This window comes from Kibdelosporangium persicum (assembly GCF_013280595.1).
Lineage (GTDB): Bacteria > Actinomycetota > Actinomycetes > Mycobacteriales > Pseudonocardiaceae > Kibdelosporangium > Kibdelosporangium persicum.
Map to the genome: position 1 here is coordinate 130,585 of NZ_JAAATY010000018.1, position 23,628 is coordinate 154,212.

The window sequence follows — 23,628 nt, forward strand, 5'->3', positions numbered from 1 at the left end:
CGTCGCGACCATGTTCGTGCAGGTCAGCCGACCACGCGCTTGGCACCGAACACGTCGGAACCACCACCGCGGACGGTGGTGACCGCGACCGGCTTGCCGAACGTCGAGGCGTGCACGATCTTGTCCGGGCCGATGGCCAGCGCCACGTGGTGGATCGACCCGGCACTGGCGCCGTAGAACACCAGGTCACCGGCCTGCAGTGCGTTCAACGGGACCGACTTGCCGACGGTGTACTGCTGCTTGCTGGAACGCGGCAGCGTGACGCCGGCCTGCTTGTAGGCCCACAGGGTCAGGCCCGAGCAGTCGAAACCACCCGGCGAGGTACCACCCCAGACATAGGTGTCACCCTGCCGGCTCAGCGCGGCCTGGACCGCGGTGTTCGCGGCACCGGGCGGGCCGAAGTACTTGCCGGTGTCCTTCGCCACGTTGAAGGTGGCCTGGTCGGCGGCCGACAGCCTGTTCTTCGCCGCCTTGACCTCGTTGATCTGCTTCTGCAGATCCTTGGCGCGGTTTTCGATCTCGGTCTGCAGCTTGGCCGCCGCGTCGCGGGCCTCGGTGGCGCGCTTCTGCGCGTCCTCGGCCTTGGTCGCGGCCTCGGCCGCGGTGGTGACGGCCTTGTGCAGCTCGCTGAGCGCCTTGTTGTTGTCGGTCGCCAGGATGTTCAGCGCCGACGACCTGTCGAGGAAGTCCTGCGCCGAGGTGCCGGTGAGCAACGCGGACAACTTGTTGAAGCGGGCGCCGCGGAACGACGCGGAGGACAGGTCCTCCACCTGGCCACGGAACTGCTCCTCCGTGGCGGCGGCCGCCTGCTTGGCCTGGTTGGCAGCGGCCAGGTCGGCCGTCGCCTTGTCCAGTTCCGCCTGCTTGGCGTCCTTGTCGTCCTTGGCCTTGTTGAGATCGTCGTTGACGATCGCCGCTTGCTTGTTGAGCTCGTTGTACTTCTTCAGCGCGTCGGATTCGGTACTGCCTGTGGGGGGCTGCGCGATAGCCGGAGCGGGGGCGGTGCTAACCATCGCGATGATGGCGGACGCTGTCAGTGCTCCACGCATGCCGCGCTTGAGTCTTTGCGACGCCACGTCGCGCGTGTCTCCTTCGTCTGTCCTACCGCCGAGGGAAGGGATCTTGCGTCCATGAGGCACGGGGGTACCTCAGGGACGGCCGGACAAGCGAGTGGACACGCACTCAAGCTCCGGCACGTTCTCCCAACCGGTGGGGTTTCGGTTCAGCTCCCCGACGAAGCTGACTCGGCGGCGATCTCGCGTCATCACCCTTGTTGGGCGACCGGGGGCCGCGAGGTCTCGGACAGGTTACGAAAGGACACGGCAGCCGTCCAGCGGCTCTCGCGAAAAACTTGGTTCCGTGACTGTTAAACCCCAATGGAGCAGTGCGGAATCCACGATGTGATGACTACAACACGCAGGTCATCACGGTCGGCTGCCGTTCGGCGCCCGCTGGGTACCGTTCGGCGCCCGATCAGGCGACCTCGGGCGTGTTCACGGTGTTCAAGGGGGTGATCGGGATCAACCGGAGCTTGGGCACCATGCCGGCACTGGCCAGCACGTCGATCGCGCGCTGCTCGGACGAGTCCAGTTCCACCGTGCTCGGCGGACCGAGAAGGACACTGACAACGCACTCCTGGCAAGCCTTGCCCCGCACTTCACAGCTGTCGCAGTCGACGACCATGTCCAGCTCCCAGCTCAGAGTTCGATCGTATGTTCGAATCGATTGAGGTCACCTTAGCGGTCACCTCCGACAGTTTTCGTCGCCCTCCCATCCGTGCAGGTCAGAACCGGTTTTTCGGCGGAAATACCGTCAAAATCCGCAGCCGGTCAGGTGCACCGTCGTCAGGCTCTGGGTGGCCCGGGTCATGGCCACGTAGAGATCGTTGTGGCCCCGCGGCGAACCGTCGAGGACCGCGCCGGGATCCACCACGAGCACCGAGTCGAACTCCAGTCCCTTGGCCTGCGCCGGAGTCAGCGGCACCGCGTCCAGCGGCGGCAGCACGGCCAGCCGGTGCGCCGGCCCGATGACCGCGATCCGGCCGGGCAGCCCGGCCAGCAGCCCGGGCACCTCGGCGGGCGCCGCGTGCACCTCACGCGGCGGAACGCCGGTCGAGCGGACCGACGTGGCCGGCCGCAGGCCGGGCTGACGCGCGACCAGCATCTCGTTGGCGGCGCTCATGATCTCGGCCGGCGTGCGGTAGTTCACGGTCAGCTCGGCCATCCGCCACCGATCGGCCACGTACGGCCGCAGCACCTCGTCCCACCCGGTCGCACCGGCCGGATCGCTGGTCTGGGCGAGGTCACCGACGACGGTCATGGACCGGCTGGGGCACCGGCGCATCAGCATCCGCCAGGCCATCTCGGACAGTTCCTGCGCTTCGTCGACCACGACGTGGCCGTACGTCGTGCCGTCGCCGCCGTCGACCAACGCGGCGGCCTCGTCGAGCAACGGAATGTCCGCCGTCGAGAAAGGACCCGCCACGAAGTCGGTCACGGACAACGGCGGCCAGATCGCGTCCATCGCCGCCTGGACCCCCGGATCGGCGAGCAGGCTGCCGTGCAGGCCTGCCACGTCCACTTCGTCCAGCAGGCGCCTGGGGCCCGTGTCTGACCAGTCGACGACCACACCGGCGGCCCGCAGTGCGCGCAGATCCGCCTCGCCCAGCGCACCGTCCGGATCGCCGCCGTCGATCGCCTCGCCGCTGTCGGTCAGCGTCACCGCTTCCAGCCGCGCGGCGAGGTCATCGGCGAGAACGCCGACGATCTCGCGCTGGAAGACAAGCCTCGCCTTGTTGTGCGGCAGGCCCGTTTCCCGGGCGCGGCGAACGGCGTGACGGCAGGCCGTCGGCCGCAACGTGAGGATTTCCTGTTCGAACGGGACCTCCACAGGGCCGTCGGGGACCCGGACACGGCCGCGCACCGCGGCGGCCAGCTCGGCGGCCCGGCTCCCGCTTCCCTTGTGCCGAGCCTCGTCGGGGGTGTCGGCACGTTCCAGCCGAACGCCGGGCCACAGGTCGGCGATGGTCGCGGTCACCACGCTGTTCTCGCCGAGTCCCGGCAGCACCTGGCCGATGTACTCGAGGAACATCCGGCTGGGCCCGACGACCAGCACGCCACGGGTACGCAGGTGCGGATGGCTGTAGAGCAGGTACGCGACCCGGTGCAACGCGACCGCCGTCTTGCCCGTGCCCGGTCCGCCCTGAACCACGAGCACACCGGCGTACGAGTCACGGATGATCCGGTCCTGTTCGGCCTGGAGCGTCGTGACGACATCCGGCATGTGCTCGGTCCGCTCCGCGGTCACAGCCGCCAGCAGCGCGGCGTCACCGGTGAGTTCCTCGCCCCGGACCGCACCCACAGCGAGCAGTTCGTCATCGACGTCGACGACTGTGCGGTCCCGGGTCGTGATCCGCCGTCGTAGGCGTACGCCTTCCCGTGCGGCCGCCGTCGCGGTGTAGAACGGCCGCGCGGCTGGAGCCCGCCAGTCGATCAGCAACGGCTCGTCGCCGTCGAACAGCCCGGTCCGGCCGACGTAGAGCCGACGGCCGTCGTCCAGGTCCACCCGTCCGAAACAGAGCTTGTCGGCCACCGCGTCCAGCCGGGCGGCCTCACCCGCCCAGTAGGGCCGTTCGGCCGGGTGGGACGCGGCCAGATGACGGGCCGCTTCGGCACGCAGCGCGTCGAGCCGGTCGTAGAGGGTCGTGAGATTGGCCTGTTCGAGGTCGATCTGGGACACCTGGCCGAGAGTGCCCGGCGAGTTCGCCGAAGAACAGTCTTGTTCTTCCCGGCCGCGTCAGCCGTTCCCCGATTCCCCGTGCCACGGGTGATTTTCAAGGTCGTGACGCGCGTGATCCGGTGACGCGGTTGGATGGCGCGCGTGAAACCCGACGAATCACCCGCCGCAACCGAGTGGCGGACGCTCCTTGACGCGGACGGCTCCGCGTCCGCCGCACGGCGGATCGCCGCGATCCTGCACGACCCACGCTCGCTCTCGTTACGTGCCGAGCTGCTGGAATGGCTGTGTGGTTTCGCCGAGTCGACGGCGTACGACCCGAACGCCGATGACGAGTGCCGCGCGGTCCTGCCGGAGGTCTACACGGCCGTGCTGCCGTTCATCGACAATGACGACCTCGCCGTGCGGGAGGCGGCGCTCGGCGTCGTCAGCGTCCTGCCCGACCTCGCGGACGCCCGGCTGTTCCAGCGCGTTCTCGCCAGCAGCGGCGACCGGCGGGAACGAGCCTCCGCCGTGTTCGGCCTCGGCGAGGCGGGCGCGGACACCACGAGCCTGCTCACCGACGCCGACCCCGCGATCCGTGTCTGCGCCGCGCTGACGCCCGGCTGCGCGGACGACAGCGAGGCCACCCGCCTGATCCTTGAGGCGTTGCGCGATCCGGCGGCCGCCGACGCCTGGTTCCCGGAGCCGCTGCCGCAGTTCGACGGCTGGTTCCGGTTCACGCTGGTCGCGGCGGCGATCGAGCGGGCCGAGACGTTCGAGGACCTGCTGCCCGCCGCGTTGGCCGTGGTCGCGGTCGGCAGCTGCTACACCGTGGACAGCGACTGGGGCCCGCTGCTCGCGAAGGCCTTCCCGACGCCTTATGACGGCACATTGACGTCGGCGCAGCGCAGCTTCTTGTCAGCCGTTGCCGAGAACGACCGCAACTGGGGAACGGTCGCCAATCCGCTGATCTGGCTGCGTAAGGCCGGTTTGCCGGAGACCCGCGACGAGCTGCGTGAGCTGGTTCGATCAGGAACGTGACTGCAAATGGCCGCAAATGGACTGCAAGGATTGTCTTATAGTTGCGGTCATGACGCGAAGACTTGCCGAAGTCGCCCGCAAGGTCGGGGTGAGTGAGGCGACCGTGAGCCGGGTGCTCAACGGAAAGCCGGGAGTTTCGGAGAGTACCCGTACCGCGGTGCTGACAGCGCTGGACGTACTGGGCTACGAGCGGCCGACCCAGCTGCGGGGGGAACGCGCCCGGCTGGTCGGCCTGGTGCTGCCCGAGCTGCAGAACCCGATCTTCCCGGCGTTCGGGGAGATCATCGGCAACGGGCTGGCCCAGCAGGGCTTCACGCCCGTGTTGTGCACCCGCACGGCGGGCGGCGTCTCCGAGGCCGACTACATAGAGTTGCTACTGCAGCAGCACGTCTCCGGCGTGGTGTTCGCGGGCGGCCTGTACGCGCAGGCGGACGCGGGGCACGACCACTACGGCAGGCTGACCGAGCGCAACCTGCCGACCGTGCTGATCAACGCGGCCATCGAGCACCTGGGCTTTCCCCGGGTCTCCTGCGATGACGCGGTCGCCGCCGAGCAAGCGCTGACGCACCTGGCGTCCCTGGGGCACACCAAGGTCGGCATGGTGCTGGGCCCGAACGACCACGTGCCGTCCCGGCGCAAGCAGGACGCGTTCCAGGCCGCGGCCAAGGCGGCCGGCATCGACGTGCGGCCGGACTGGTTCGAGCACGCGATGTTCTCGCTGGAAGGCGGCCAGGCAGCGGCCGCGCGCCTGGTGAAGCGCGGGATCACCGGCATCGTCTGCGCGAGCGACCCGCAGGCGCTCGGCGCGATCCGCGCGGTGCGCCGCCAGGGACTGTCGGTCCCGCAAGATGTTTCGGTCATCGGGTACGACGATTCCGCGTTCATGAACTGCGTGGATCCGCCGCTGACCACCATCCGCCAGCCGATCGAGGCGATGGGCCGGGCCGCGGTCGACCTGCTGACGATGCAGATCAACGGTGCCTCGGTGACCGACGAGGAGCTGTTGTTCGAGCCCGAGCTCGTGGTCCGGGGGTCCACTGCACCGAGTAGCCGGTAAGCTGTTCGTTACTTGCGAAATCTCATCGACATCTTGCGGGGACTCGTTCGGGTCTCTTATGGTGAGCGCCATCACACAGCGTCGTTGGACAAGCTGAGATGAGGCGCGTGCCATGCACAGAACCCCGGCCCGCAGGGTGGCGGTCCTGGCCGCCGTAGCAGCGTTAGGCCTGTCGGCCTGCGGGAGCGAGTCAGCGGAACAGCCCTCGGGCGGCGGCAAGGTCGCCATCACGGTGACCGGCCAGCCGCCGAGCAGCCAGGCGGTCGAACGCAGGATCTTCGACGCGGACGTGGCGGAGTTCGAGAAGCTCAACCCGGACATCGACATCGTGCCGCACGAGGGGTTCATGGACCCCAAGACGTTCTCCGCCAAGCTGGCAGGCGGCCAGCTCGAGGACGTCTACTACGTCTACTTCACCGACCCGGCGAACATCATCGCCCGCAGGCAGGCCGCGGACATCACCGACCACATCAAGGACATGGCGGTGGTCAAGCAGTTGCAGCCGGCGCTGCTGGACATCTTCAAGGACCGCAACGGCAAGGTGTACGGCCTGCCGACGGCCAACTACTCGATGGGCCTGCTGTACAACCGTGCCCTGTTCAGCAAAGCCGGGCTGGACCCCGACAAGCCACCGGCCTCGTGGGACGAGGTGCGTGCCGCGGCCAGGAAGATCTCCGCGCTGGGCAACGGAACCATCGGTTTCGCCGAACTGAGCAAGAACAACCAGGGCGGCTGGCACCTGGTGACCTGGGCGTACGCCATGGGCAGCCAGATCGCCAGGCAGGAAGGCGGGAAGTGGACCGCCGACTTCAACAACGCCAAGGTCAAGCAGGCCTTGCAGCTGTTGAAGGACATGCGCTGGACCGACAACTCGATGGGCGACAAGCAACTGCTCGAAGCCACCGACGTGCAGCGGCTGATGGGCGCGGGCCAGCTGGGCATGTACCTGGGCGCGCCGGACAACGTGCCGGTGCTGGTCAAGGAGTTCAAGGGCAAGTACGAGGACTACGGCGTGGCCGCGCTGCCCGGTTCCGGCACGCTGCTCGGCGGCGAGGGCTACATGATCAACCCGAAGGCGTCTCCGGAGAAGATCAAGGCGGGTCTGAAGTGGATCGACTGGAAGTACCTCGCGGCTGACCGGATCGAGCCGCGGATCAAGCAGTACCTGGCCGAGAACCAGCCGATCGGCCTGCCCGCGGTCCCCACGCCGGACGTCTACACCGGCGACACCCGGACCAAGCAGGCCGAGCTGAAGACCCAGCACGCCAACGTCCCGGAGAAGAACTTCGCGTCCTATCTGGACGGCAACACCAAGCTCAAGGGCAACCTCGAGCCGCCGAACGCCCAGCAGGTCTACGCGGTGCTGGACAACGTGATGCAGGGTGTGCTGACCAACAAGGACGCCGACATCGACCAGTTGCTCTCCGACGCGGAAGCCAAGGTCAACAGTGCCCTCGCTCAAGTCAAGTGAGGCACCGGCCCCGACCGGCCGGCCACAGTGGCCGGTCGAGGCCAGGCCCGCGGTGCGCGCCACGACCAGGCTGCGGCGCAGGATCAACGACAACCTGACCGCGTACGGCCTGCTGGCCGCGGCCCTGGTGGTCTTCGCGTTGTTCTCCTGGTACCCGATCGTGCGCGGAATCCTGTTGTCCTTCCAGGAGGTCAACTTCGTCGACCCGCCGAAGTGGGTCGGGTTCGACAACTTCGAGCGGCTGTTCGCCGACCCGCTGTTCGCCACCGCGTGGCTGAACACGCTGGAGTTCACCGCGGTCGCGTTGCTGCTGGGTTTCGCGGTGCCGTTCGTGACCGCGGTGCTGCTCAACGAACTGCGGCACGCCAAGGCCTTCTTCCGGGTCGCGGTGTACCTGCCGGTGATGCTGCCGCCGGTGGTCGTGGCGATGCTCTGGAAGTGGATCTACAACCCCGGCCCCGGGCTGGCCAACGCCACCCTCGGCGCGGTCGGCCTGCCCGGCGGCGCGTGGCTGGATTCGTCCAGCACGGCAATGGTCTCGCTGGTGATCGTGTCCACTTGGGCCAACATGGGCAGCACCACCCTGATCTACCTGGCCGCGTTGCAGACGATCCCCGGCGAGCTCTACGAATCGGCCGAACTGGACGGTGCGGGCCTGTTCAAACGCCTCTGGCACGTCACCATCCCGCAGACCAAGTTCGTGCTGATGGTGTTGTTGCTGCTACAGATCGTGGCCACCATGCAGGTGTTCACCGAGCCGTACGTGATGACCGGCGGTGGTCCTGAGGACTCCACGGTCACAGTGCTGTTGCTGCTGTACCGCTATGCCTTCACGTACAACGACTTCGGCTCGGCGAGCGCGATGAGCCTGTTGCTGCTGATCGCCCTGGCCATCTTCTCCGGCGCCTACCTGCGGCTGACGAGGACAAGGAGCGAGGACTGATGCGTACCTTGGTCTCGCCGACACAACTGCGCAGCGGGCGCGGCAAAGCCGTCTACTGGACCGTCTTCGCCGTTGTCATGCTGTTGTTCCTGCTGGCGTTCGTCTTTCCGCTGTACTGGGCCATCACCGGCGCGATGAAGGCCCCGGCCGAACTGGTCCGCACCCCGCCGACGATGTTCCCGCAGCAGTGGCACCCGGAGGTGTGGGGCGAGTCGTGGGAACGGCTGAACCTGCTCACCTACTTCGGCAACACCGTGTTCGTCGCGCTCGGCGCGTGGCTGATCCAGCTGGCCGTCGACGTTCCCGCGGCGTACGCGTTGTCGAAGCTGCGTCCGGTGCTGGGCAACAAGATCCTGGCCCTGATGCTGGCGACCCTGATGGTGCCCGCGTCGGCCCTGCTGGTGCCGACGTACGTCACCATCACCGATCTGCCGGTCCTCGGCGTCAATCTGATCAACTCGCCGGCCGCGATCTGGTTCCCTGCCGCGGCGAACGCGTTCAACATCTACCTGTTGAAGCGGTTCTTCGACCAGATCCCCGGCGAGCTGCTCGAAGCGGCGGTGCTGGACGGCGCAGGCCAGATCCGCATCCTCTGGCGGATCGTGCTGCCGATCTCCAAGCCGATCCTGGCCGTCGTGTCGATCCTGGCCATCGTGGCCGCCTGGAAGGACTTCATCTGGCCGTTGCTGGTGTTCCCCGACCCGGGCAAACAGACCCTGTCGGTGGCGCTGCAACGGATGGAGATCGACATGCCGCTCAACATCCTGCTGGCCGGGCTGGTCCTGGCGAGCATCCCGATGGTGCTGCTGTTCCTGTTCTTCCAACGTCACATCCTGGCCGGTCTGACCGCCGGCAGCGTCAAGGGCTGACCCGTAACCACAGGGAGGAACCCAACCGTGTCCGTTACGAATCGCCTGTCCCCGGACACGCCCACCGCCTGGTGGCGCGGCGCGGCGATCTACCAGGTCTACATCCGCAGCTTCGCCGACGGCAACGGTGACGGGATCGGCGACCTCGCCGGTGTCCGGGCGCGGCTGCCGTACCTGGCGGACCTGGGGATCGACGCGATCTGGTTCAACCCTTGGTACCCGTCCCCGATGGACGACGGCGGCTACGACGTGTCGGACTACCGCGACATCGAGCCGTCCTTCGGCACGCTGGCGCAAGCCGAACTGCTGATCGCCGAGGCGCACGCGCTCGGTATCCGGATCATCATCGACATCGTGCCCAACCACTGCTCGGACGAGCACCCGTGGTTCCGGGCGGCACTGGCCGCCGGGCCGGGATCGCCGGAGCGGGAACGGTTCTGGTTCCGCCCGGGCCGGGGCGAGAACGGCGAGCTGCCGCCGAACGACTGGCAGTCGCGGTTCGGCGGCCCGGCGTGGACCAGGGTCGCGGACGGCGAATGGTTCCTGCACCTCTACAGCTCCCGCCAGCCGGACTTCAACTGGCAGAACCCCGAGGTGCACGCGGAGTTCCTGGACATCCTCAGGTTCTGGTTCGACCGGGGCATCGACGGCTTCCGCATCGACGTGGCCGACGGCCTGATCAAGGACCCCGGGCTGCCCGACGTGCACGGCGCGACCACCGGCCGGCTGCCGTTCTCCGACATGGACGGCGTGCACGAGGTCTACCGGGCGTGGCGGCGGATCTCGGACTCCTACCCGGGCGAGCGGATCTTCGTCGGCGAGATGTGGCTGCCCGACCCGGTCCGGTTCGCCCGCTACCTGCGGCCGGACGAGCTGCACTCGGCGTTCAACTTCGACTTCCTGTCCTGCCCGTGGGAGGCCAAGCGCCTGCGTGAGGTCATCCAGGCCAGCATGGACTCGCACGAACCCGTTGGCGCGCCACCGACCTGGGTGCTGTCCAATCACGACGTGACGCGGCACGTGACGCGTTATGGCCGTTCCGGGGACACGGGATTCGAGTTCGCCGACCGGCGGCACGGGACTCCCGTCGACCGGGACCTGGGGACCCGGCGGGCGCGTGCGGCGGCGTTGCTCACCATGGCCCTGCCCGGCGGCGTGTACGTCTACCAGGGCGAAGAGCTGGGTCTGTGGGAGGTCGAGGACATCCCGGACCAGCTGCGCCAGGACCCGGTGTTCGAACGGACCAAGCACGCCGACCCCGGCCGGGACGGCTGCCGGGTCCCGATCCCCTGGGGCGGCACACAACCACCGTTCGGCTTCGGCACCGGTGACGCGTGGCTGCCGCAGCCCGCGGAATGGGCCAGGTACACCGCGGAGGCCGAGACGGACGACCCCGATTCGATGCTTTCCCTGTACCGCAAGGCACTGCACATACGCCGTGACGAGCCCGCACTGGGCGACGGCGAGATGAACTGGGTCGTGTCGCTGGCCGACGTGATCACGTTCACCCGTGACCCCAGGTTCACCTGCGTGGTGAACCTGTCGTCCGAACCGGTGCCACTGCCCCGGCACGAGTCGGTCATCCTGGCCAGCGGACCGCTGCGGGGCGACCAGCTACCGCCCGACACCACAGCCTGGCTGCGCACCCACTGAAACCCCCTCGTGAGTGTTTATCGGTGTTAGAACACGGATAAACACTCACGAGGGGTGGTGCTGGGTTTTCCAGATCGACTGGACTTGTTCCAGCCAGGGGCGCCAGCTCGCGGCGGACGCGGCCGGGACGGTCCATGGCGAGGTGCAGCGGACCATCCGTGTCCCCGGGCGTTCCAGCCAACGCAGGACCGCGCCGACTTCCTCAGGCGGGGCGCCGTACAAGGGACCGGAAGACGGCACGACCGTCTCGGCGGACGACACGAGCATCTCGACAACCGGCATAGGCGATACGCCCCGTGGCGCGGTGCCCGCCGAAGCGAGCCTGCCGTGCCGGACGACCGCGAAATCCCAGCCGCCGGAACCGTCCGGGCGTGCGGCGACGAGTTCGGTGATGGAGGCGAGCGCCGCAAGGCGTTGGCCTCGGTCGAGCGTGCGCACGAGCAGAGCGAGCCGATCGCGTCCCTCGGCGGCCTGCTCGAACCGTTGCGCGTCGGACAGCTGCGACAGCCGTGCGGCGGCACGCCAGAGAGCATCCACCCGTTGCCCGGCGACCAGACCGCGTACGGCCTCAACGTACGGCCGGTACTCGTGCACGGCCTGATGCCCAGCGCACGGCGCGCCGCAACGGCCGATTTCAGCTAACAGACACGGCGTGCCCTTGGGTGACCGTGCCGAGATGCGTTGCGTACACGGCCGTATGCCCGTGCCCTCTTGCAACGCGACGGCCGCGCCTTCCGCCGAGCGTTGCGAGCGGAACGGCCCGAGGGCGCCGTCTCGTGGCGTACGGACGATCGACAACCGTGGGAACGCCTCGTCGGTCAGGACGAGCCACCACGCCTGGTGCTTGTTGCGGGAGCGCCGGTTGTACGTCGGTTTGTGCGCCGCGAGCAGCCGTAACTCCCTCACCTCGGCTTCCAAGGCGTGGGAGCACGTCACCGAGTCGACACGGACCGCGAGCGCGACCATCTCGCGCAGCCGACGGCGTGTCTCGCTCGCGGTGAAGTACTGACGGACGCGCCGCCGCAGGTCGGACGCCGTGCCGACGTACAACACCTCGTCACGCGGACCACGGAACATGTACACGCCTGGCGCGCTCGGCAAGTCGGCGGCCAGCGTACGTTTGCGCCGCTGCTCGGGCGTGACCTCGGGGATGTAGTCGAGCAGCTCTTCAAGCGACTGCACGCCGACGGAGCCGACCCGTTCGAGCAGCCCGTGCAGCACGTCGACGGTCGCCCGCGCGTCGGCCAGCGCGCGGTGGATGGGCGTCGTGCTCGCCCGGAACAGCGTGGCCAACGCCGAGAGACGGCAGCTCGGCGCCTCTTCCCTGCTCAGCACCCGTCTGGCCAGGCGAGCCGTGCATACGACGGCAGGGCGTGGCCAGTGGTAGCCGTATCTGCGGCACGCCGCCTTCATGAAGGTGACGTCGAAGCCCGAGTTGTGCGCCACCAGCACCGCGCCCGCCGCGAACTCGAGGAACGCCGGGAGCACCTCGGTCAGCGGAGGTGCCTGGTAGACCATGGCGTCGGTGATGCCGGTGATCGCCACGATCTCCGGCGGGATGCCCCGGCCGGGGTCGACGAGCGTGGCGAACTCGCCGATCACCTCGCCACCCCGGACCTTGACCGCGCCGATCTCGGTGATCGCGTCCTGCTCCGCGCTGCCACCGGTGGTCTCCAGGTCGAAGACCACGAACGTGGTGGTCCGCAACGGCGTGCCGAGTTCGTCGAACGACAGCTGCGTGTTCATCGGCCGAGACACTAGGGGGCCACACCGACAGTTTTGACGGTCCTCGCTTCCGCCCGGACGGGTCGCGTGGTGTCCATGACCAGCGCGACCAAACCGGAGCCCGGCGGGTCATTTCCGGTCCGGCCAACTAACCTGGAGAGATGGCGCCGCACGAGCAGGACGTGACCGACGAGCCGGAGGACGAGCTCGCCGAGACGTCTGAGGTGGACTGGGACGGCATCCCCGACGCCGTGCGGTCCCGGCTTGCCGAAATCGGCGCCGAGGCGATCAGCGGGCTCAGCCGGGTGGACATCCCCCAGCAGCTCAGAGCGGTCGCCAAGTTCGCGCCGGCGAAACGGGCCCGGCTGGGCGGCGCGTCGATCATGGCAGCGCTGCGCCAGTCGAACAGCTTCCGCACCGCGGTGGTCGAGTGGTGTCGTGAGCACCGGCCCGCCGCGCTGGAGGTCAGCGGCGCTGAACCCGTGTCCGCGGCGGCCGCGGCCGTTCTGCTGGGCGACGAGACGGCCGTGCACTACCTGGAGCTGGTCTCACGGCGTGCCGGCGACGCCGTGCTGCGTGCGGAGCGGGACGCGGCGCTGACGCGCGCCGACCGGTTGGAGAACGAGCTCAAGCAGACCCGCGGCGAACTGGAAGTCGCCCAGGGCGCGGCCGAGGTCATCCGCGCTGATGCCGAAGTCGAGCTGGACCGGCTGCGCAAACGTCTGCGCGAGCAAGGCGTGAAGCTCCGCGAGGCCAAGGACGCCGCCGCGGCGGCGGCAGCGGAGGTGGACCGGTTGCGGGCCGAGGTGGCCGCGCAGATCGCGGACCTCACCGCGCAGCGCGACCGGGAGCGCGACCGTGCGGAGAGCGAGCGCAAGAAGGCCCGGCGCGCCGAGGCGGACGCCGAGGTGGCCCGCCAGTCCGCCCGCGAAGCCCGGCAGGCCGACGAGGTCCGCCTCGCCCTGCTGGTGGACACATTGGACGGTGCGGTCACCGGCCTGCGCCGGGAACTGGCCCTCGGCGGTGGCGGCCCGCGCCCGGCCGACCTCGTCCGTGGCGCCACGGCCGCACAGGGCACCGTCGGCCGGGTCGAGGACCCGGCCGCACTGGACCGGCTGCTCGCCTTGCCTTCCGTGCACCTCGTCGTGGACGGCTACAACGTCACGAAGACCGGCTACCCGGACCTGCCGCTGGCCGACCAGCGCGAACGCCTGACCCACCAGCTGGCGGCGTTGGCGGCCCGGACGTCGGCCGAAGTCACGCTCGTGTTCGACGGCGCAGGCGTCGTGGCCGTGCCGTCGGCCGCGCCTCGCGGGGTTCGCGTGCTGTTCAGCGACCCCGGTGTGCTGGCGGACGACGTGATCCGTGCTCTCGTCGCGGCGGAGCCGGAGGGACGGCCGGTCGTGGTCGTGACCTCGGACCGTGCCGTCGCGGATTCCGTACGGCGGCGGGGCGCGCATCCGGTGCCCTCAGCCGTTCTGCTGTCCCGCCTCGGCAGGGTTTAGCCCGGACCGGCACGACAGTTCCCGGCCACGTCGACGTCACCACCGGACACGTCGCCGTCTAGGCTGTGCCTGGCACCGACCAGGGAGGACACCCCCGTGATCAAGGCGATCGTGATGATCCAGGTGAATGCGGACAGCATCCCCGAGACCGCGCAGGCCATCGCCGACGTCGAAGGCGTGACCGAGGTGTACTCGTGCGCCGGTGACGTCGACCTGATCGCCATCATGGGCGTGGCCCGGCACGAGGACCTGGCCGACCTGATCCCCGGCAGGATCAGCAAGATCCCCGGCGTGGTCGCGACCGACACGCACATCGCGTTCCGCTCGTACTCCCGCCAGGACACCGAGGCCGCGTTCTCGATCGGTGCCGACGCCGAGTAGATAACCCCTGATCAGGGCTTTCGCGACCGAGCGCGCTCCAGCGCCTGGGTCTCCTCGACCGGGTCGGGCGCCAGCAGGGTGCCCGCGACCGGGCGTCCGGCCGAGCCGAGCTTGTTCATCTTCTTCGGCACGGCCGTGCCCTGGTAGCGAAGGGGACGGTCCGCCAGCGGCTGGTGCAGTTCGATGAACTCGCCGTGCGGCAAGCGTTTGATGATGCCGGTCTCGACGCCGTGCGCGAGCACCTCACGGTCGGCGTGCTGCAGACCGAGGCAGATCCGGTACGTGATGAAGTACACCAAGGGCGGCAACACCAGCAGCCCGATCCGGCCCATCCACGTGGTCGCGTTCAGCGAGATGTCGAACTTCTCCGCGAACACGTCGTTGGCGGCCGAGAGCAACATCACGAGGAAGTACGTGATGGCCATGGCGCCCAACGAAGTCCGCACCGGCACGTCCCGCGGCCGCTGCAACAGGTTGTGGTGCGCGTAGTCCTTGGTGAACCGTCGTTCGATCCACGGGTAGACCGCCGCGAGCCCGGTCAGCAACGGCAAGCCGAGCATGAACGGGAAGAACGCGGCCGGGATCGTGTAGTCCCAGAACGAGATCTCCCACGCGGGCCACAGTCGTACCAGCCCGTCCGTCCACGCCATGTACCAGTCCGGCACGATGCCCGCGGAGATGTGCGCGGTGTTGAACGGGCCGAAGTTCCAGATCGGGTTGATCTGGAACAGACCACCCAGCAACGCGATCACGCCGACCACGATCGCGAAGAACCCGCCTGCCTTCAGTGAGAAGTACGGCATGATCCGCACACCGACCACATTGGACTCCTTGCGCAGGTGCCCGGGGAACTGGGTGTGCTTCTGGTACCAGACCAGGCCGACGTGCACGGCGACCAACGCGAGGATGACGCCGGGGATGATCAGGATGTGCGCGGTGTAGATGAACGGGATGAACTCCTCACCCGGGAACTCGCCGCGGAACAGCAGCCAGTTCACCCAGGTCCCGATCACCGGGATGGACATGATCAGCCCGGAGGTCACCCGGATGCCCGCGCCAGAGAGCAGGTCGTCGGGCAGCGAGTAGCCGGTCAGGCCCTCGATCGTGCCGATCAGGAAGATCACGATCCCGATCACCCAGTTCGCCTCGCGCGGCCGCCGGAACGCGCCGGTGAAGAACGTCCGGAACATGTGCAGCACCAGGGCCGCCATGAACAGCAGCGCCGCCCAGTGGTGCACCTGACGGACGAAGAGACCACCACGCACCTCGAACGAGATGTTCAGCGCGGACTCGTACGCCCGGGACATCTGGACGCCACGCAGGTTCGCGAACGACCCCTGGTACTCCACGTGCTGCATCGACGGGTCGAAGAACAACGCCAGGTATGTCCCGGACAGCAACAGGACGATGAAGCTGTACAGCGCCACTTCACCGAGCAGGAACGACCAGTGCGTCGGGAAGACCTTGTTCAACTGCCGCCGCACCCCGCCCGCGGCGTGCAACCGGTCGTCCGCCCAGTTCCCGGCGCCCGCGAGAACACGAGCAGCCGGGTTGCGTCCCTTGGTCGGTGTGGTCAATCCGCTCATGGCGCCTCCCCAGGTCCCCCAGATCAATTCTGGTTGCCGGAAAACGCCACACCAGGGACCTACGTCCCGAAAACCCACAGAAAAACCCTCGTGAGTGTTTGTCAGGGTTAGAACCCTGACAAACACTCACGAGGGGTGGTCAGCCTGGGGGCCTGGGGCTTCAGCCGTGGCTGTGTGAGCCCGGGCCTTCGCTGTGCTCGCCGGGCTGGGCCTGGCCGTTGCCGTGCCCGTTCCGGTGCCCGTTGTGCTGGCCCGCACGGGCCGCTTCCAGCGCCCTGGTCTCCTCGACCGGGTCCGGGGTGAGCAGCGTGCCCTTGACCGGGCGTCCGGCCGAACCGAGCTTGTTCATCTTCTTCGGCACCGCGGCGCCCTGGTAGGCCAGCGGGATCGGGTGACCGTGGTCGTCGACCGGGCCCAGCGGCTGGTGCAGTTCGATGAACTCGCCGTGCGGCAGCCGCTTGATGATGCCGGTCTCCACACCGTGCGCCAGCACCTCACGGTCGGCGTGCTGCAGACCGAGGCAGATCCGGTACGTGATGAAGTAGGCCAGCGGCGGCAGGACCAGCAGGCCGATCCGGCCCATCCAGGTCGTCGCGTTCAGCGAGATGTCGAACTTCTCGGCCAGGACGTCGTTCGCGGCCGACAACAGCGCGACCATGAAGTACGTGATGGCCATGGCACCCAGCGAGGTACGGACCGGCACGTCCCGCGGCCGCTGCAACAGGTTGTGGTGCGCGTAGTCCTTGGTGAACTTCCGCTCGATCCACGGGTAGACCGCCGCGACCCCGGTCAGCAACGGCAGACCCAGCATGAACGGGAAGAACGACGCCGGGATCGTGTAGTCCCCGAGGTAGACCTCCCACGCCGGCCACAACCGGATCAGGCCGTCCGTCCAGCCCATGTACCAGTCGGGCACGGTGCCCGCGGAGATGTGCGCCGCGTTGTACGGGCCGAAGTTCCAGATCGGGTTGATCTGGAACAGACCGCCCAGCATCGCGGTGACACCGACGACGATCGCGAAGAAGCCGCCGCCCTTGAGCGAGAAGTACGGCAGGATCCGCACGCCGACGACGTTCTTCTCGGTGCGCATCACACCGGGGAACTGGGTGTGCTTCTGGTACCAGACCAGGCCCACGTGCACCGCCACCAACGCGAGCAGGATGCCCGGGATCAGCAGGATGTGCGCGGTGTAGAGCATCGGGATGACGTCTTCACCGGGGAACTCGCCGCGGAACAGCAGCCAGTTCACCCAGGTGCCGATCACCGGCAGCGAGAGGATCAGGCCCGACATGATCCGCAGACCGGCACCGGAGAGCAGGTCGTCCGGCAGCGAGTAGCCGGCGAAGCCCTCGATCGCGCCCAGCATGAACAGCAGGATGCCGATCACCCAGTTGGTCTCACGCGGGCGGCGGAACGCGCCGGTGAAGAACACGCGGAACATGTGCAGCACGATCGCCGCCATGAACAGCAGCGCGGCCCAGTGGTGCACCTGACGGACGAACAGACCGCCACGCACCTCGAACGAGATGTTCAGCGCCGTCTCGTAGGCCCGGGACATCCCCAGGCCACGCAGGTTGACGAACGCGCCCTGGTACTCCACGTGCTGCATCGACGGGTCGAAGAACAACGCGAGATACGTCCCGGACAGCAGCAACACGATGAAGCTGTACAGCGCCACTTCACCGAGCAGGAACGACCAGTGCGTCGGGAAGACCTTGTTCAACTGCTTGCGCAGCCCACCCGCGGCGTGCAGCCGGTCGTCAGCCCAGTTGCCGGCGGCCGCGGCGGCCTTGGCCGCCGGGTTGGCTTGTTTGGTCGGCGTGGTGAGGCCGCTCATGACTTACGCTCCCAGAATGCCGGGCCGACCGCCTCGTTGAAATCGTGCGTGGCGTAGAAGTAGCCCGTCTCCTCATCGACCTGGATAGGCAGCTGCGCCAGCTTGCGGGTGGCCGGTCCGAAGATCGGCTTGGCGTACTGCAACGCGTCGAACTGCGACTGGTGGCACGGGCACAGGATCCGGTTGGACCGCTGCTCGTACAGCGAGGTCGGGCAGCCCAGGTGGCTGCAGATCTTCGTGTACGCGTAGAAGTCGCCGAAGTTGTAGTCCTCCTGGCCCTGGTGCTTGACCACGCGCTTGGAGTCGTCCGGGCGCAGCCGGATGAGCATCACCGGGTTGTCGGAGCGGCGCAGGGCGTCGACCAGTTCGTGCTCGTCGACCCGCTCGGTGCCGGCCAGGATGCCCTCGAGCTTGGCGTAGTCCACGCTGCCGGAGGCGGTCTTCGGGGCGTGGAACGGGAACACCGTCTCCATCGAGCCCGCGTCCAGGTCCTCCGGCTTGACCAGCTCGACCACGTGCGGGTCACCGGTGTCGCGGCGCAGGAACACGCGCTCGCCGTCGTGCGCCAGCCAGCCGGTGTGCCACAGGCCGTTCTCGTTGGCCGAGTCCTTGTGCGGGTTGTGGATCAGGCTGCCCAGCGGCAACGCGGCCGTGGCCAGGCCGAAGGTCCCCGCGCCGAACAGCGCCGTGCGCTTGATCAGCGAGCGGCGGGCGATGGTGCTGCGGTCGCCCGCGTCGGCCAGGTGCGCCACGAACGTCTGCCGGTCCAGCTCGGTCGAACGGCCTTCGTGCCGCTCCTGGACCGCGACCTCGTGCGGCAGGAACTTCTTGGCGTACATCACGACGCCGACACCCACACCGAGGATCGACAGGCCGAGCGTGAGGCCCAGCAACGGCGTGTACAGCAGGTACAGGAAGTGACCGTCGGTGTTGGCCGGGGCGTAGTGCCACGGCCACCACAGGAACACTCCGAGGAACGCCAGGCCGGACAGGCCGGAGAGGGTGAACCAGGCGGCGACGGCACGTTCGGCGCGCTTCTCCGCCTTGGTGCCCTTGACCGGCCACTGCTCGGTGTACTCGACCAGCTCGACCCCGTCGAGCTTGCCGCCCAGCTTCAGCAGCTGGTCGCGGTCCATCTCGGCGAGCTCGGCCTCGGTCGGCAGGCCTTGTTTGTTCTGCTCGCTCACGACTTGGCTCCGATCCACAACGTGATGCCAATCAGCGCCGCCATGCCCACGATGAACGCGATCAGCCCCTCGGACTGTGGTCCGAGCCCGCCCAGAGGCGCGCCACCGGGGTTGTTGTTCCCGTCGGTCACCGACTTGACGTACGCGATGATGTCCTTCTTCTCCTCCGGCGAGAGCTGGCGGTCGGAGAACTTCGGCATGTTCTGCGGACCGGACAGCATCGCCGCGTACAGCTGCTCCTCGGTCGCCGGGTCCAGCTCGGGCGCGAACTTGCCGGACGAGAGCGCACCACCGCGACCGGTGAAGTTGTGGCAGGAGGCGCAGTTCATCCGGAACAGCTCGCCGCCGCGCGCCGGGTTGTCCCCGCGCAGCTGCTGGCCGTGCTCCTCGGGCATCTTCGGGCCGCCCGGGCCCTTCGACTCGATGTACGCGATCACCGCGTCGATCTCTTCCGGGGACAGCTTCGGTGGCTTGCGCTCGGCCTGTGCGGTCTGCGCGGCCATCGGCATCCGGCCGGTCGAGGTCTGGAAGTACACCGACGCCTCACCGATGCCGATCAGGCTGGGGCCGCGGTCCTTCACGCCCTGCGCGCCCTCACCATGGCAGGTGATACAGGTGTTGTTGTAGATCTGCTCGCCCTTGCGGACCAGCGCCGGATCCTGCGCGGCGACGGCGGTCTGCGGCTCCGGGGCGATCGCGCTGTACAACGCGCCGACACCGATCAGAGCCACACCCAGGGCAAGCAGGCCGGAGATCCGCCGGCGCCGCTTGGAGGAGCGGGCTTGTTTGCGCGCCGCCTTGCTCTCCCCTGCGGCTTCCGCCTTCTTACTCGTCATGGTGATGGGCAACCTTGCTGGAGAAGTCAGTTCGGGGTGGTGATGCGTCAGGGCACGATGTAGATGACGGCGAACAGCCCGATCCACACGATGTCGACGAAGTGCCAGTAGTACGAGACCACGATCGCGGCGGTGGCCTGCGCCGGGGTGAACTTGCTCATCCGGGTTCGGATCAGCAGGTACACGAAGGCGATCAGACCGCCGATCACGTGCAGCCCGTGGAAGCCGGTGGTCAGGTAGAAGACCGTGCCGAACCCGCCGGAGGGGATGGTGACACCCTCTTCGATCAGGGCGACGTACTCGATGCCCTGGCCGGCGACGAAGATCGCGCCCATCACCAGGGTCAGGGTGTACCAGCGGCGCAGCCCGAACACATCGCCCCGCTCGGCCGCGAACACACCGAGCTGGCAGGTGACCGACGACAGGATCAGGATCACCGTGAACGGCGTGGCGAAGGGCAGGTTCAGATGGATCGGCTCGCCACCGGGCACCAGTGGCGGCGGCCAGTGGCCGGTGGCGTTCTGCGCCTTCACCGTGAAGAACATGGCGAACAGCCCGGCGAAGAACATCAGCTCACTGGACAGCCACACGATCGTGCCCACACTGACCATGTTCGGCCGGTTCAGCGAGTGCACGCGCTGGCTGATCGAAGGCGTAGCTGTTGTCACGCGACGCATTATGTCTTGCGGTTATCCGCCTCGCCCGGTCGGGTACCGGTTGGGCCGTGGGTCGTGTCGCGGCGCACTGGCGATAGCATTCCCCTGGTCGTGATCAGGCCTAGTGAGAGAGCCGGAGGGCGCTGAAGAATGAGCACGCAGCCGCTGACCATCCTTGTCTTCAGCCACCGGCCCGAAGTGCGCGAGAGCATCATCACAGCGGTGGGCCGCCGCCCGGCCGCCGACCTCGGCCGGGTCACCTTCGTCGAGGCCGCGACAGTCGCCGACGTGATCTACCACATGGACGCGCACGACTCGGACCTCGCGATCCTGGACGGCGAGGCACAGCCGACCGGCGGCATGGGGCTGTGCCGCCAGCTGAAGAACGAGATCGACGACTGCCCGCCGATCGTGATCGCGGTCCGCCGCAAGGACGACCGCTGGCTGGCGACCTGGTCGCAGGCCGACGCCGTCCTGGTGCACCCGCTCGACCCGCTGACCGCCGCCGAGACGGTCGCGGACGTGCTGCGGTCGCACAAGCTGCCCACTGTCCGAGGGTGACGGGCATGCGGCGCGATAGCTGGCCTGCGCTGCTCAACCACCTGGTCGACGGCGGCGACCTGACCGCCGAGGACACCGCGTGGGCGATGAACGAGATCATGTCGGGCAACGCCACCAACGCCCAGATAGCGGGCTTCGCGGTGGGCCTGCGCGGCAAGGGTGAGACACCCGAGGAGATCTCCGGCATGGCGGCCGGGATGCTCCAGCACGCCACACGCGTCCCGCTGACCACCCGCGCGGTCGACGTGGTCGGGACCGGCGGTGACCGGTCCGGCAGCGTGAACATCTCGACGATGAGCGCGATCGTCACCGCGGCGGCCGGGGTTCCCGTGGTCAAGCACGGCAACCGGTCGGCGTCGTCGAGGGCCGGCACGGCGGACGTGCTCGAGGTGCTGGGCATCGCGATCGGCCTCGGGCCGTCCGCGATCGTCCGGTGTGCCGAGGAACTCGGGATCGCCTTCTGCTTCGCGCCGGTGTACCACCCGGCGCTGCGGCACGCCGGTCCGGTGCGCTCCGAGCTGGGCATTCCCACGGCGTTCAACGTGCTGGGCCCGTTGACCAACCCGGCACAGCCCGCGGCGGGCCTCATCGGCTGTGCCTTCGAACGGCTGGCCCCGGTGATGGCCGAGGTGTTCGCCCTGCGCGGCGGCTCGGTGCTGCTGGTCCGTGGTGACGACGGCCTCGACGAGATCACCACGTGCGCCACGACGTCCGCCTGGGTCGTCGAAGGCGGGACAGTGCGGCGTGAACGTATCGATCCGGCCACGTTCGGCTTCCCGTCCTGCACGCCGGAAGACCTGCGTGGCGGCGACGCCAGGCACAACGCGGAGGTCGTGCGTCGAGTCCTCGACGGCGAACAGGGCCATGTCCGCGACGCCGTCCTGCTCAACGCGGCGGGCGCGGTGGCCGCGTACCGGGGCTTCACCGGCGATCTGACGGCCGATCTGCGTGCGGGCCTCGCCCAGGTCGCCGAAGCGGTCGACTCCGGCGCGGCGACGGAGCTGCTGGCCCGCTGGGCGGCCCGCTCGACCGAACTGGCCAAGTAAACACACCGCCCAGACGCGAAAAGGGGCCTCCCGCGGTTGACGCGGGAGGCCCTTCGCTGTCCGGGAGCTCAGTCCTTGTCGGGCTGCGTGTGGTACTCGAAGACCAGGCCGCCGACGGTGATCAGGACGCAGACGATGCCGATCACGAGCAACCAGATGTGGAAGTACGCCAGCGCGAACCCGGTCAGCGCGGCCGAGGCGGCCAGGCCGACCGGCCAGTAGCTGCCCGGGCTGAAGAAGCCCAGCTCACCGGCGCCGTCGCTGACCTCGGCCTCCGCGTTGTCCTCGGGGCGCTCCTCGACGCGGCGGGCGACGAAGCTGAAGTAGCTGCCGACGATCAGTGACAGGCCGCCGGTCAGGGTCAGCCCGACGATGCCGACCACCTCCTTGGCCCAGAAGCCGTAGAGGATGGCCGCGACGAAGAAGAACGCCGTGCAGATGTGGAAGATTTTGGCTTCGACCTTCATGGTTCTCTCTCCCCTGCCCCTCAGCCCGAAGCCGTCCGCGCAGTGCGGTCGGGGTTGAACGGGGACGTGGTCACCGCGTACGGGGTGCACAGCTGACCGCAGTTCATCTGGGTCAGTGCCTCGGCGGCCGTGTACGGCGCGGCGGTGCGTGGGTTGATCTGGGTCCGCAGCCGCATGTACTCGTCGAACTGCTCACCCGGCAGCGCGCGGACCTCGAAGTTCATGAACGCGTGGTACGAGCCGCACAGCTCGGCGCACCGGCCGACGAACGAACCAGGGCGGTCGATCTTGTTCTGGAACGTGTTGTCCTGGTTGTTCTTCTCCGGGTACGGGAAGACGTCCCGCTTGAAGTGCATCTCCGGCACGTAGAACGAGTGGATCACGTCCCGCGCCCGCAGCTGGTACTCGACCGTCCGCCCGGCGGGCAGGACCAGCAGCGGGATCTCCCGCGTGCTGCCGACGGTGTGCACCTCGCCGCCGTCCGGGGTCCTCGGCGTGGAGCCGTTGACCTCCTTGTAGCTGAAGTCCCAGTTCCACTGGAAGGCCAGCGCCTCGACCTTCACGTCCGGCTTGTCGGTCTCGGCCAGCACCTTGTTCTCGGTGCTCGCGGTGAACACGAACAGCACGACGACGATGATGACGGGGATGCCCGTGTAGATCAGCTCGAGCACGTTGTTGTACTGCGTCTGACGGGGCAGCTGGTCGCCCTTCTTGCGGTGGAACGCCACCGGCCACAGGATCAGCACCCACGTGATCAGACCGACCACCAGTGACGCGATCACCGAACCGGTCCACAGCCTGCGCATGTCCTCGGCCTGCTCGGTGACCCCGACGGGCCAGCCGAACCGCAGCACCTCGTCGGTCGAGCAGCCGGTCGCCGCGAACGCGACCAGGCCGACCAGCCCGATGACCTTGGCCAGCCTGCGCTTGCGCGAGCGCTCCTGTTGGCTCACCGTTCGCTCTCCTCCTTGCCGCGACTTGCCGTGCGCTCATGCTGGACTCGGCATGCAAGTCTTCAGCGATTCGCTCCAGCGGGAGCGTAGCTCAGCGACATATGTGACGTGGATCAGGGGCCGGGCCACGTCGCCCC

The 23,628-nt window shown here is 68.3% G+C and carries 21 protein-coding genes; 10 read left to right on the forward strand and 11 right to left on the reverse strand.

Annotation, left to right across the window (positions count from 1 at the left end):
- Window positions 1–23: 23 nt before the first annotated feature.
- From GC106_RS28635 to GC106_RS28645, 3 genes are all read right to left on the reverse strand, one after another.
- The gene (locus GC106_RS28635) at window positions 24–1,076 is read right to left on the reverse strand and encodes an NlpC/P60 family protein (protein ID WP_312872910.1); all 1,053 of its coding nucleotides are present in this window, start codon (window positions 1,074–1,076) and stop codon (window positions 24–26) included.
- Between the two features lie 397 nt (window positions 1,077–1,473).
- A complete protein-coding gene (locus GC106_RS28640) occupies window positions 1,474–1,683 on the reverse strand; it encodes a hypothetical protein (RefSeq protein ID WP_173137032.1) in 210 nt (69 codons plus the stop codon).
- Between the two features lie 129 nt (window positions 1,684–1,812).
- Window positions 1,813–3,738, reverse strand: coding sequence for a HelD family protein (locus tag GC106_RS28645; RefSeq protein ID WP_173137034.1), 1,926 nt, complete (start codon window positions 3,736–3,738; stop codon window positions 1,813–1,815).
- A gap of 141 nt (window positions 3,739–3,879) precedes the next feature.
- Here GC106_RS28645 and GC106_RS28650 point away from each other — a divergent pair, with 141 nt between their 5' ends.
- From GC106_RS28650 to GC106_RS28675, 6 genes are all read left to right on the forward strand, one after another.
- Complete coding sequence (locus GC106_RS28650; protein ID WP_173137036.1) at window positions 3,880–4,758, forward strand: HEAT repeat domain-containing protein; 879 nt, start codon at window positions 3,880–3,882, stop codon at window positions 4,756–4,758.
- A 49-nt stretch (window positions 4,759–4,807) separates the two neighbouring features.
- On the forward strand, window positions 4,808–5,815 hold the full coding sequence (locus GC106_RS28655; protein ID WP_173137038.1) for a LacI family DNA-binding transcriptional regulator: 1,008 nt from the start codon (window positions 4,808–4,810) through the stop codon (window positions 5,813–5,815).
- A 112-nt stretch (window positions 5,816–5,927) separates the two neighbouring features.
- A complete protein-coding gene (locus GC106_RS28660) occupies window positions 5,928–7,286 on the forward strand; it encodes an ABC transporter substrate-binding protein (protein ID WP_173137040.1) in 1,359 nt (452 codons plus the stop codon).
- Window positions 7,264–8,229: a carbohydrate ABC transporter permease gene (locus GC106_RS28665; RefSeq protein WP_173137042.1), complete on the forward strand. Its 966-nt coding sequence runs from the start codon at window positions 7,264–7,266 to the stop codon at window positions 8,227–8,229. Before GC106_RS28660 ends, GC106_RS28665 begins: the two co-directional genes overlap by 23 nt.
- On the forward strand, window positions 8,229–9,098 hold the full coding sequence (locus GC106_RS28670; protein ID WP_173137044.1) for a carbohydrate ABC transporter permease: 870 nt from the start codon (window positions 8,229–8,231) through the stop codon (window positions 9,096–9,098). The genes GC106_RS28665 and GC106_RS28670 overlap by 1 nt, the downstream gene beginning before the upstream one ends.
- Before the next feature lie 27 nt (window positions 9,099–9,125).
- A complete protein-coding gene (locus tag GC106_RS28675; RefSeq protein WP_312872913.1) occupies window positions 9,126–10,751 on the forward strand; it encodes a glycoside hydrolase family 13 protein in 1,626 nt (541 codons plus the stop codon).
- A 45-nt stretch (window positions 10,752–10,796) separates the two neighbouring features.
- Here GC106_RS28675 and GC106_RS28680 read toward each other — a convergent pair whose 3' ends face one another.
- Window positions 10,797–12,497 (reverse strand): DEDD exonuclease domain-containing protein, encoded by a 1,701-nt coding sequence (locus tag GC106_RS28680; RefSeq protein ID WP_173137046.1) that lies wholly within the window; start codon window positions 12,495–12,497, stop codon window positions 10,797–10,799.
- Between the two features lie 140 nt (window positions 12,498–12,637).
- Between GC106_RS28680 and GC106_RS28685 the strand changes: the two genes are divergently transcribed.
- Window positions 12,638–13,981: an NYN domain-containing protein gene (locus tag GC106_RS28685; protein ID WP_173137048.1), complete on the forward strand. Its 1,344-nt coding sequence runs from the start codon at window positions 12,638–12,640 to the stop codon at window positions 13,979–13,981.
- A gap of 96 nt (window positions 13,982–14,077) precedes the next feature.
- A complete protein-coding gene (locus GC106_RS28690; RefSeq protein WP_173137049.1) occupies window positions 14,078–14,362 on the forward strand; it encodes an Lrp/AsnC ligand binding domain-containing protein in 285 nt (94 codons plus the stop codon).
- Window positions 14,363–14,373: 11 nt separating this feature from the next.
- On the opposite strand, the gene qcrB (GC106_RS28695) is transcribed toward GC106_RS28690, so the two are convergent.
- The 5 genes from qcrB (GC106_RS28695) to ctaE all read right to left on the reverse strand — a co-directional run bounded on the left by qcrB (GC106_RS28695) (window position 14,374) and on the right by ctaE (window position 20,485).
- Entirely contained in the window at window positions 14,374–15,948 is a 1,575-nt protein-coding gene (gene qcrB, locus GC106_RS28695) for a cytochrome bc1 complex cytochrome b subunit (RefSeq protein ID WP_173137051.1), read from the reverse strand.
- 160 nt (window positions 15,949–16,108) lie between these two features.
- Window positions 16,109–17,785 (reverse strand): cytochrome bc1 complex cytochrome b subunit, encoded by a 1,677-nt coding sequence (gene qcrB, locus GC106_RS28700; protein ID WP_173137053.1) that lies wholly within the window; start codon window positions 17,783–17,785, stop codon window positions 16,109–16,111.
- On the reverse strand, window positions 17,782–18,921 hold the full coding sequence (qcrA, locus tag GC106_RS28705) for a cytochrome bc1 complex Rieske iron-sulfur subunit (protein ID WP_173137171.1): 1,140 nt from the start codon (window positions 18,919–18,921) through the stop codon (window positions 17,782–17,784). The genes qcrB (GC106_RS28700) and qcrA overlap by 4 nt, the downstream gene beginning before the upstream one ends.
- 47 nt (window positions 18,922–18,968) lie before the next feature.
- A complete protein-coding gene (gene qcrC / locus GC106_RS28710) occupies window positions 18,969–19,808 on the reverse strand; it encodes a cytochrome bc1 complex diheme cytochrome c subunit (RefSeq protein WP_173137055.1) in 840 nt (279 codons plus the stop codon).
- A 47-nt stretch (window positions 19,809–19,855) separates the two neighbouring features.
- Window positions 19,856–20,485 (reverse strand): aa3-type cytochrome oxidase subunit III, encoded by a 630-nt coding sequence (gene ctaE / locus GC106_RS28715; RefSeq protein ID WP_173137057.1) that lies wholly within the window; start codon window positions 20,483–20,485, stop codon window positions 19,856–19,858.
- Window positions 20,486–20,614: 129 nt separating this feature from the next.
- On the opposite strand from ctaE, the gene GC106_RS28720 reads away from it, so the two are divergent.
- Both GC106_RS28720 and trpD read left to right on the forward strand, forming a co-directional pair.
- Entirely contained in the window at window positions 20,615–21,025 is a 411-nt protein-coding gene (locus tag GC106_RS28720) for a hypothetical protein (protein WP_173137059.1), read from the forward strand.
- Between the two features lie 5 nt (window positions 21,026–21,030).
- A complete protein-coding gene (gene trpD, locus GC106_RS28725; protein WP_173137061.1) occupies window positions 21,031–22,071 on the forward strand; it encodes an anthranilate phosphoribosyltransferase in 1,041 nt (346 codons plus the stop codon).
- 68 nt (window positions 22,072–22,139) lie between these two features.
- Here the strand turns inward: trpD and GC106_RS28730 are convergent, their stop codons facing one another.
- Together GC106_RS28730 and ctaC are read right to left on the reverse strand one after the other, a co-directional pair.
- Entirely contained in the window at window positions 22,140–22,538 is a 399-nt protein-coding gene (locus tag GC106_RS28730) for a cytochrome c oxidase subunit 4 (RefSeq protein ID WP_173137063.1), read from the reverse strand.
- Between the two features lie 20 nt (window positions 22,539–22,558).
- The gene (gene ctaC / locus GC106_RS28735) at window positions 22,559–23,491 is read right to left on the reverse strand and encodes an aa3-type cytochrome oxidase subunit II (RefSeq protein WP_173137065.1); all 933 of its coding nucleotides are present in this window, start codon (window positions 23,489–23,491) and stop codon (window positions 22,559–22,561) included.
- Window positions 23,492–23,628: the final 137 nt, after the last annotated feature.

Coding starts and splice junctions, on each gene's coding strand:
- GC106_RS28660 (WP_173137040.1), top strand. CDS start 5,928: ATGCACAGAACCCCGGCCCGCAGGGTGGCGGTCCTGGCCGCCGTAGCA.
- GC106_RS28670 (WP_173137044.1), top strand. CDS start 8,229: ATGCGTACCTTGGTCTCGCCGACACAACTGCGCAGCGGGCGCGGCAAA.
- GC106_RS28640 (WP_173137032.1), bottom strand. CDS start 1,683: ATGGTCGTCGACTGCGACAGCTGTGAAGTGCGGGGCAAGGCTTGCCAG.
- qcrB (WP_173137053.1), bottom strand. CDS start 17,785: ATGAGCGGCCTCACCACGCCGACCAAACAAGCCAACCCGGCGGCCAAG.
- GC106_RS28730 (WP_173137063.1), bottom strand. CDS start 22,538: ATGAAGGTCGAAGCCAAAATCTTCCACATCTGCACGGCGTTCTTCTTC.
- GC106_RS28680 (WP_173137046.1), bottom strand. CDS start 12,497: ATGAACACGCAGCTGTCGTTCGACGAACTCGGCACGCCGTTGCGGACC.
- GC106_RS28655 (WP_173137038.1), top strand. CDS start 4,808: ATGACGCGAAGACTTGCCGAAGTCGCCCGCAAGGTCGGGGTGAGTGAG.
- qcrA (WP_173137171.1), bottom strand. CDS start 18,921: ATGGACCGCGACCAGCTGCTGAAGCTGGGCGGCAAGCTCGACGGGGTC.
- qcrC (WP_173137055.1), bottom strand. CDS start 19,808: ATGACGAGTAAGAAGGCGGAAGCCGCAGGGGAGAGCAAGGCGGCGCGC.
- GC106_RS28720 (WP_173137059.1), top strand. CDS start 20,615: ATGAGCACGCAGCCGCTGACCATCCTTGTCTTCAGCCACCGGCCCGAA.
- trpD (WP_173137061.1), top strand. CDS start 21,031: ATGCGGCGCGATAGCTGGCCTGCGCTGCTCAACCACCTGGTCGACGGC.
- ctaE (WP_173137057.1), bottom strand. CDS start 20,485: ATGCGTCGCGTGACAACAGCTACGCCTTCGATCAGCCAGCGCGTGCAC.
- qcrB (WP_173137051.1), bottom strand. CDS start 15,948: ATGAGCGGATTGACCACACCGACCAAGGGACGCAACCCGGCTGCTCGT.
- GC106_RS28685 (WP_173137048.1), top strand. CDS start 12,638: ATGGCGCCGCACGAGCAGGACGTGACCGACGAGCCGGAGGACGAGCTC.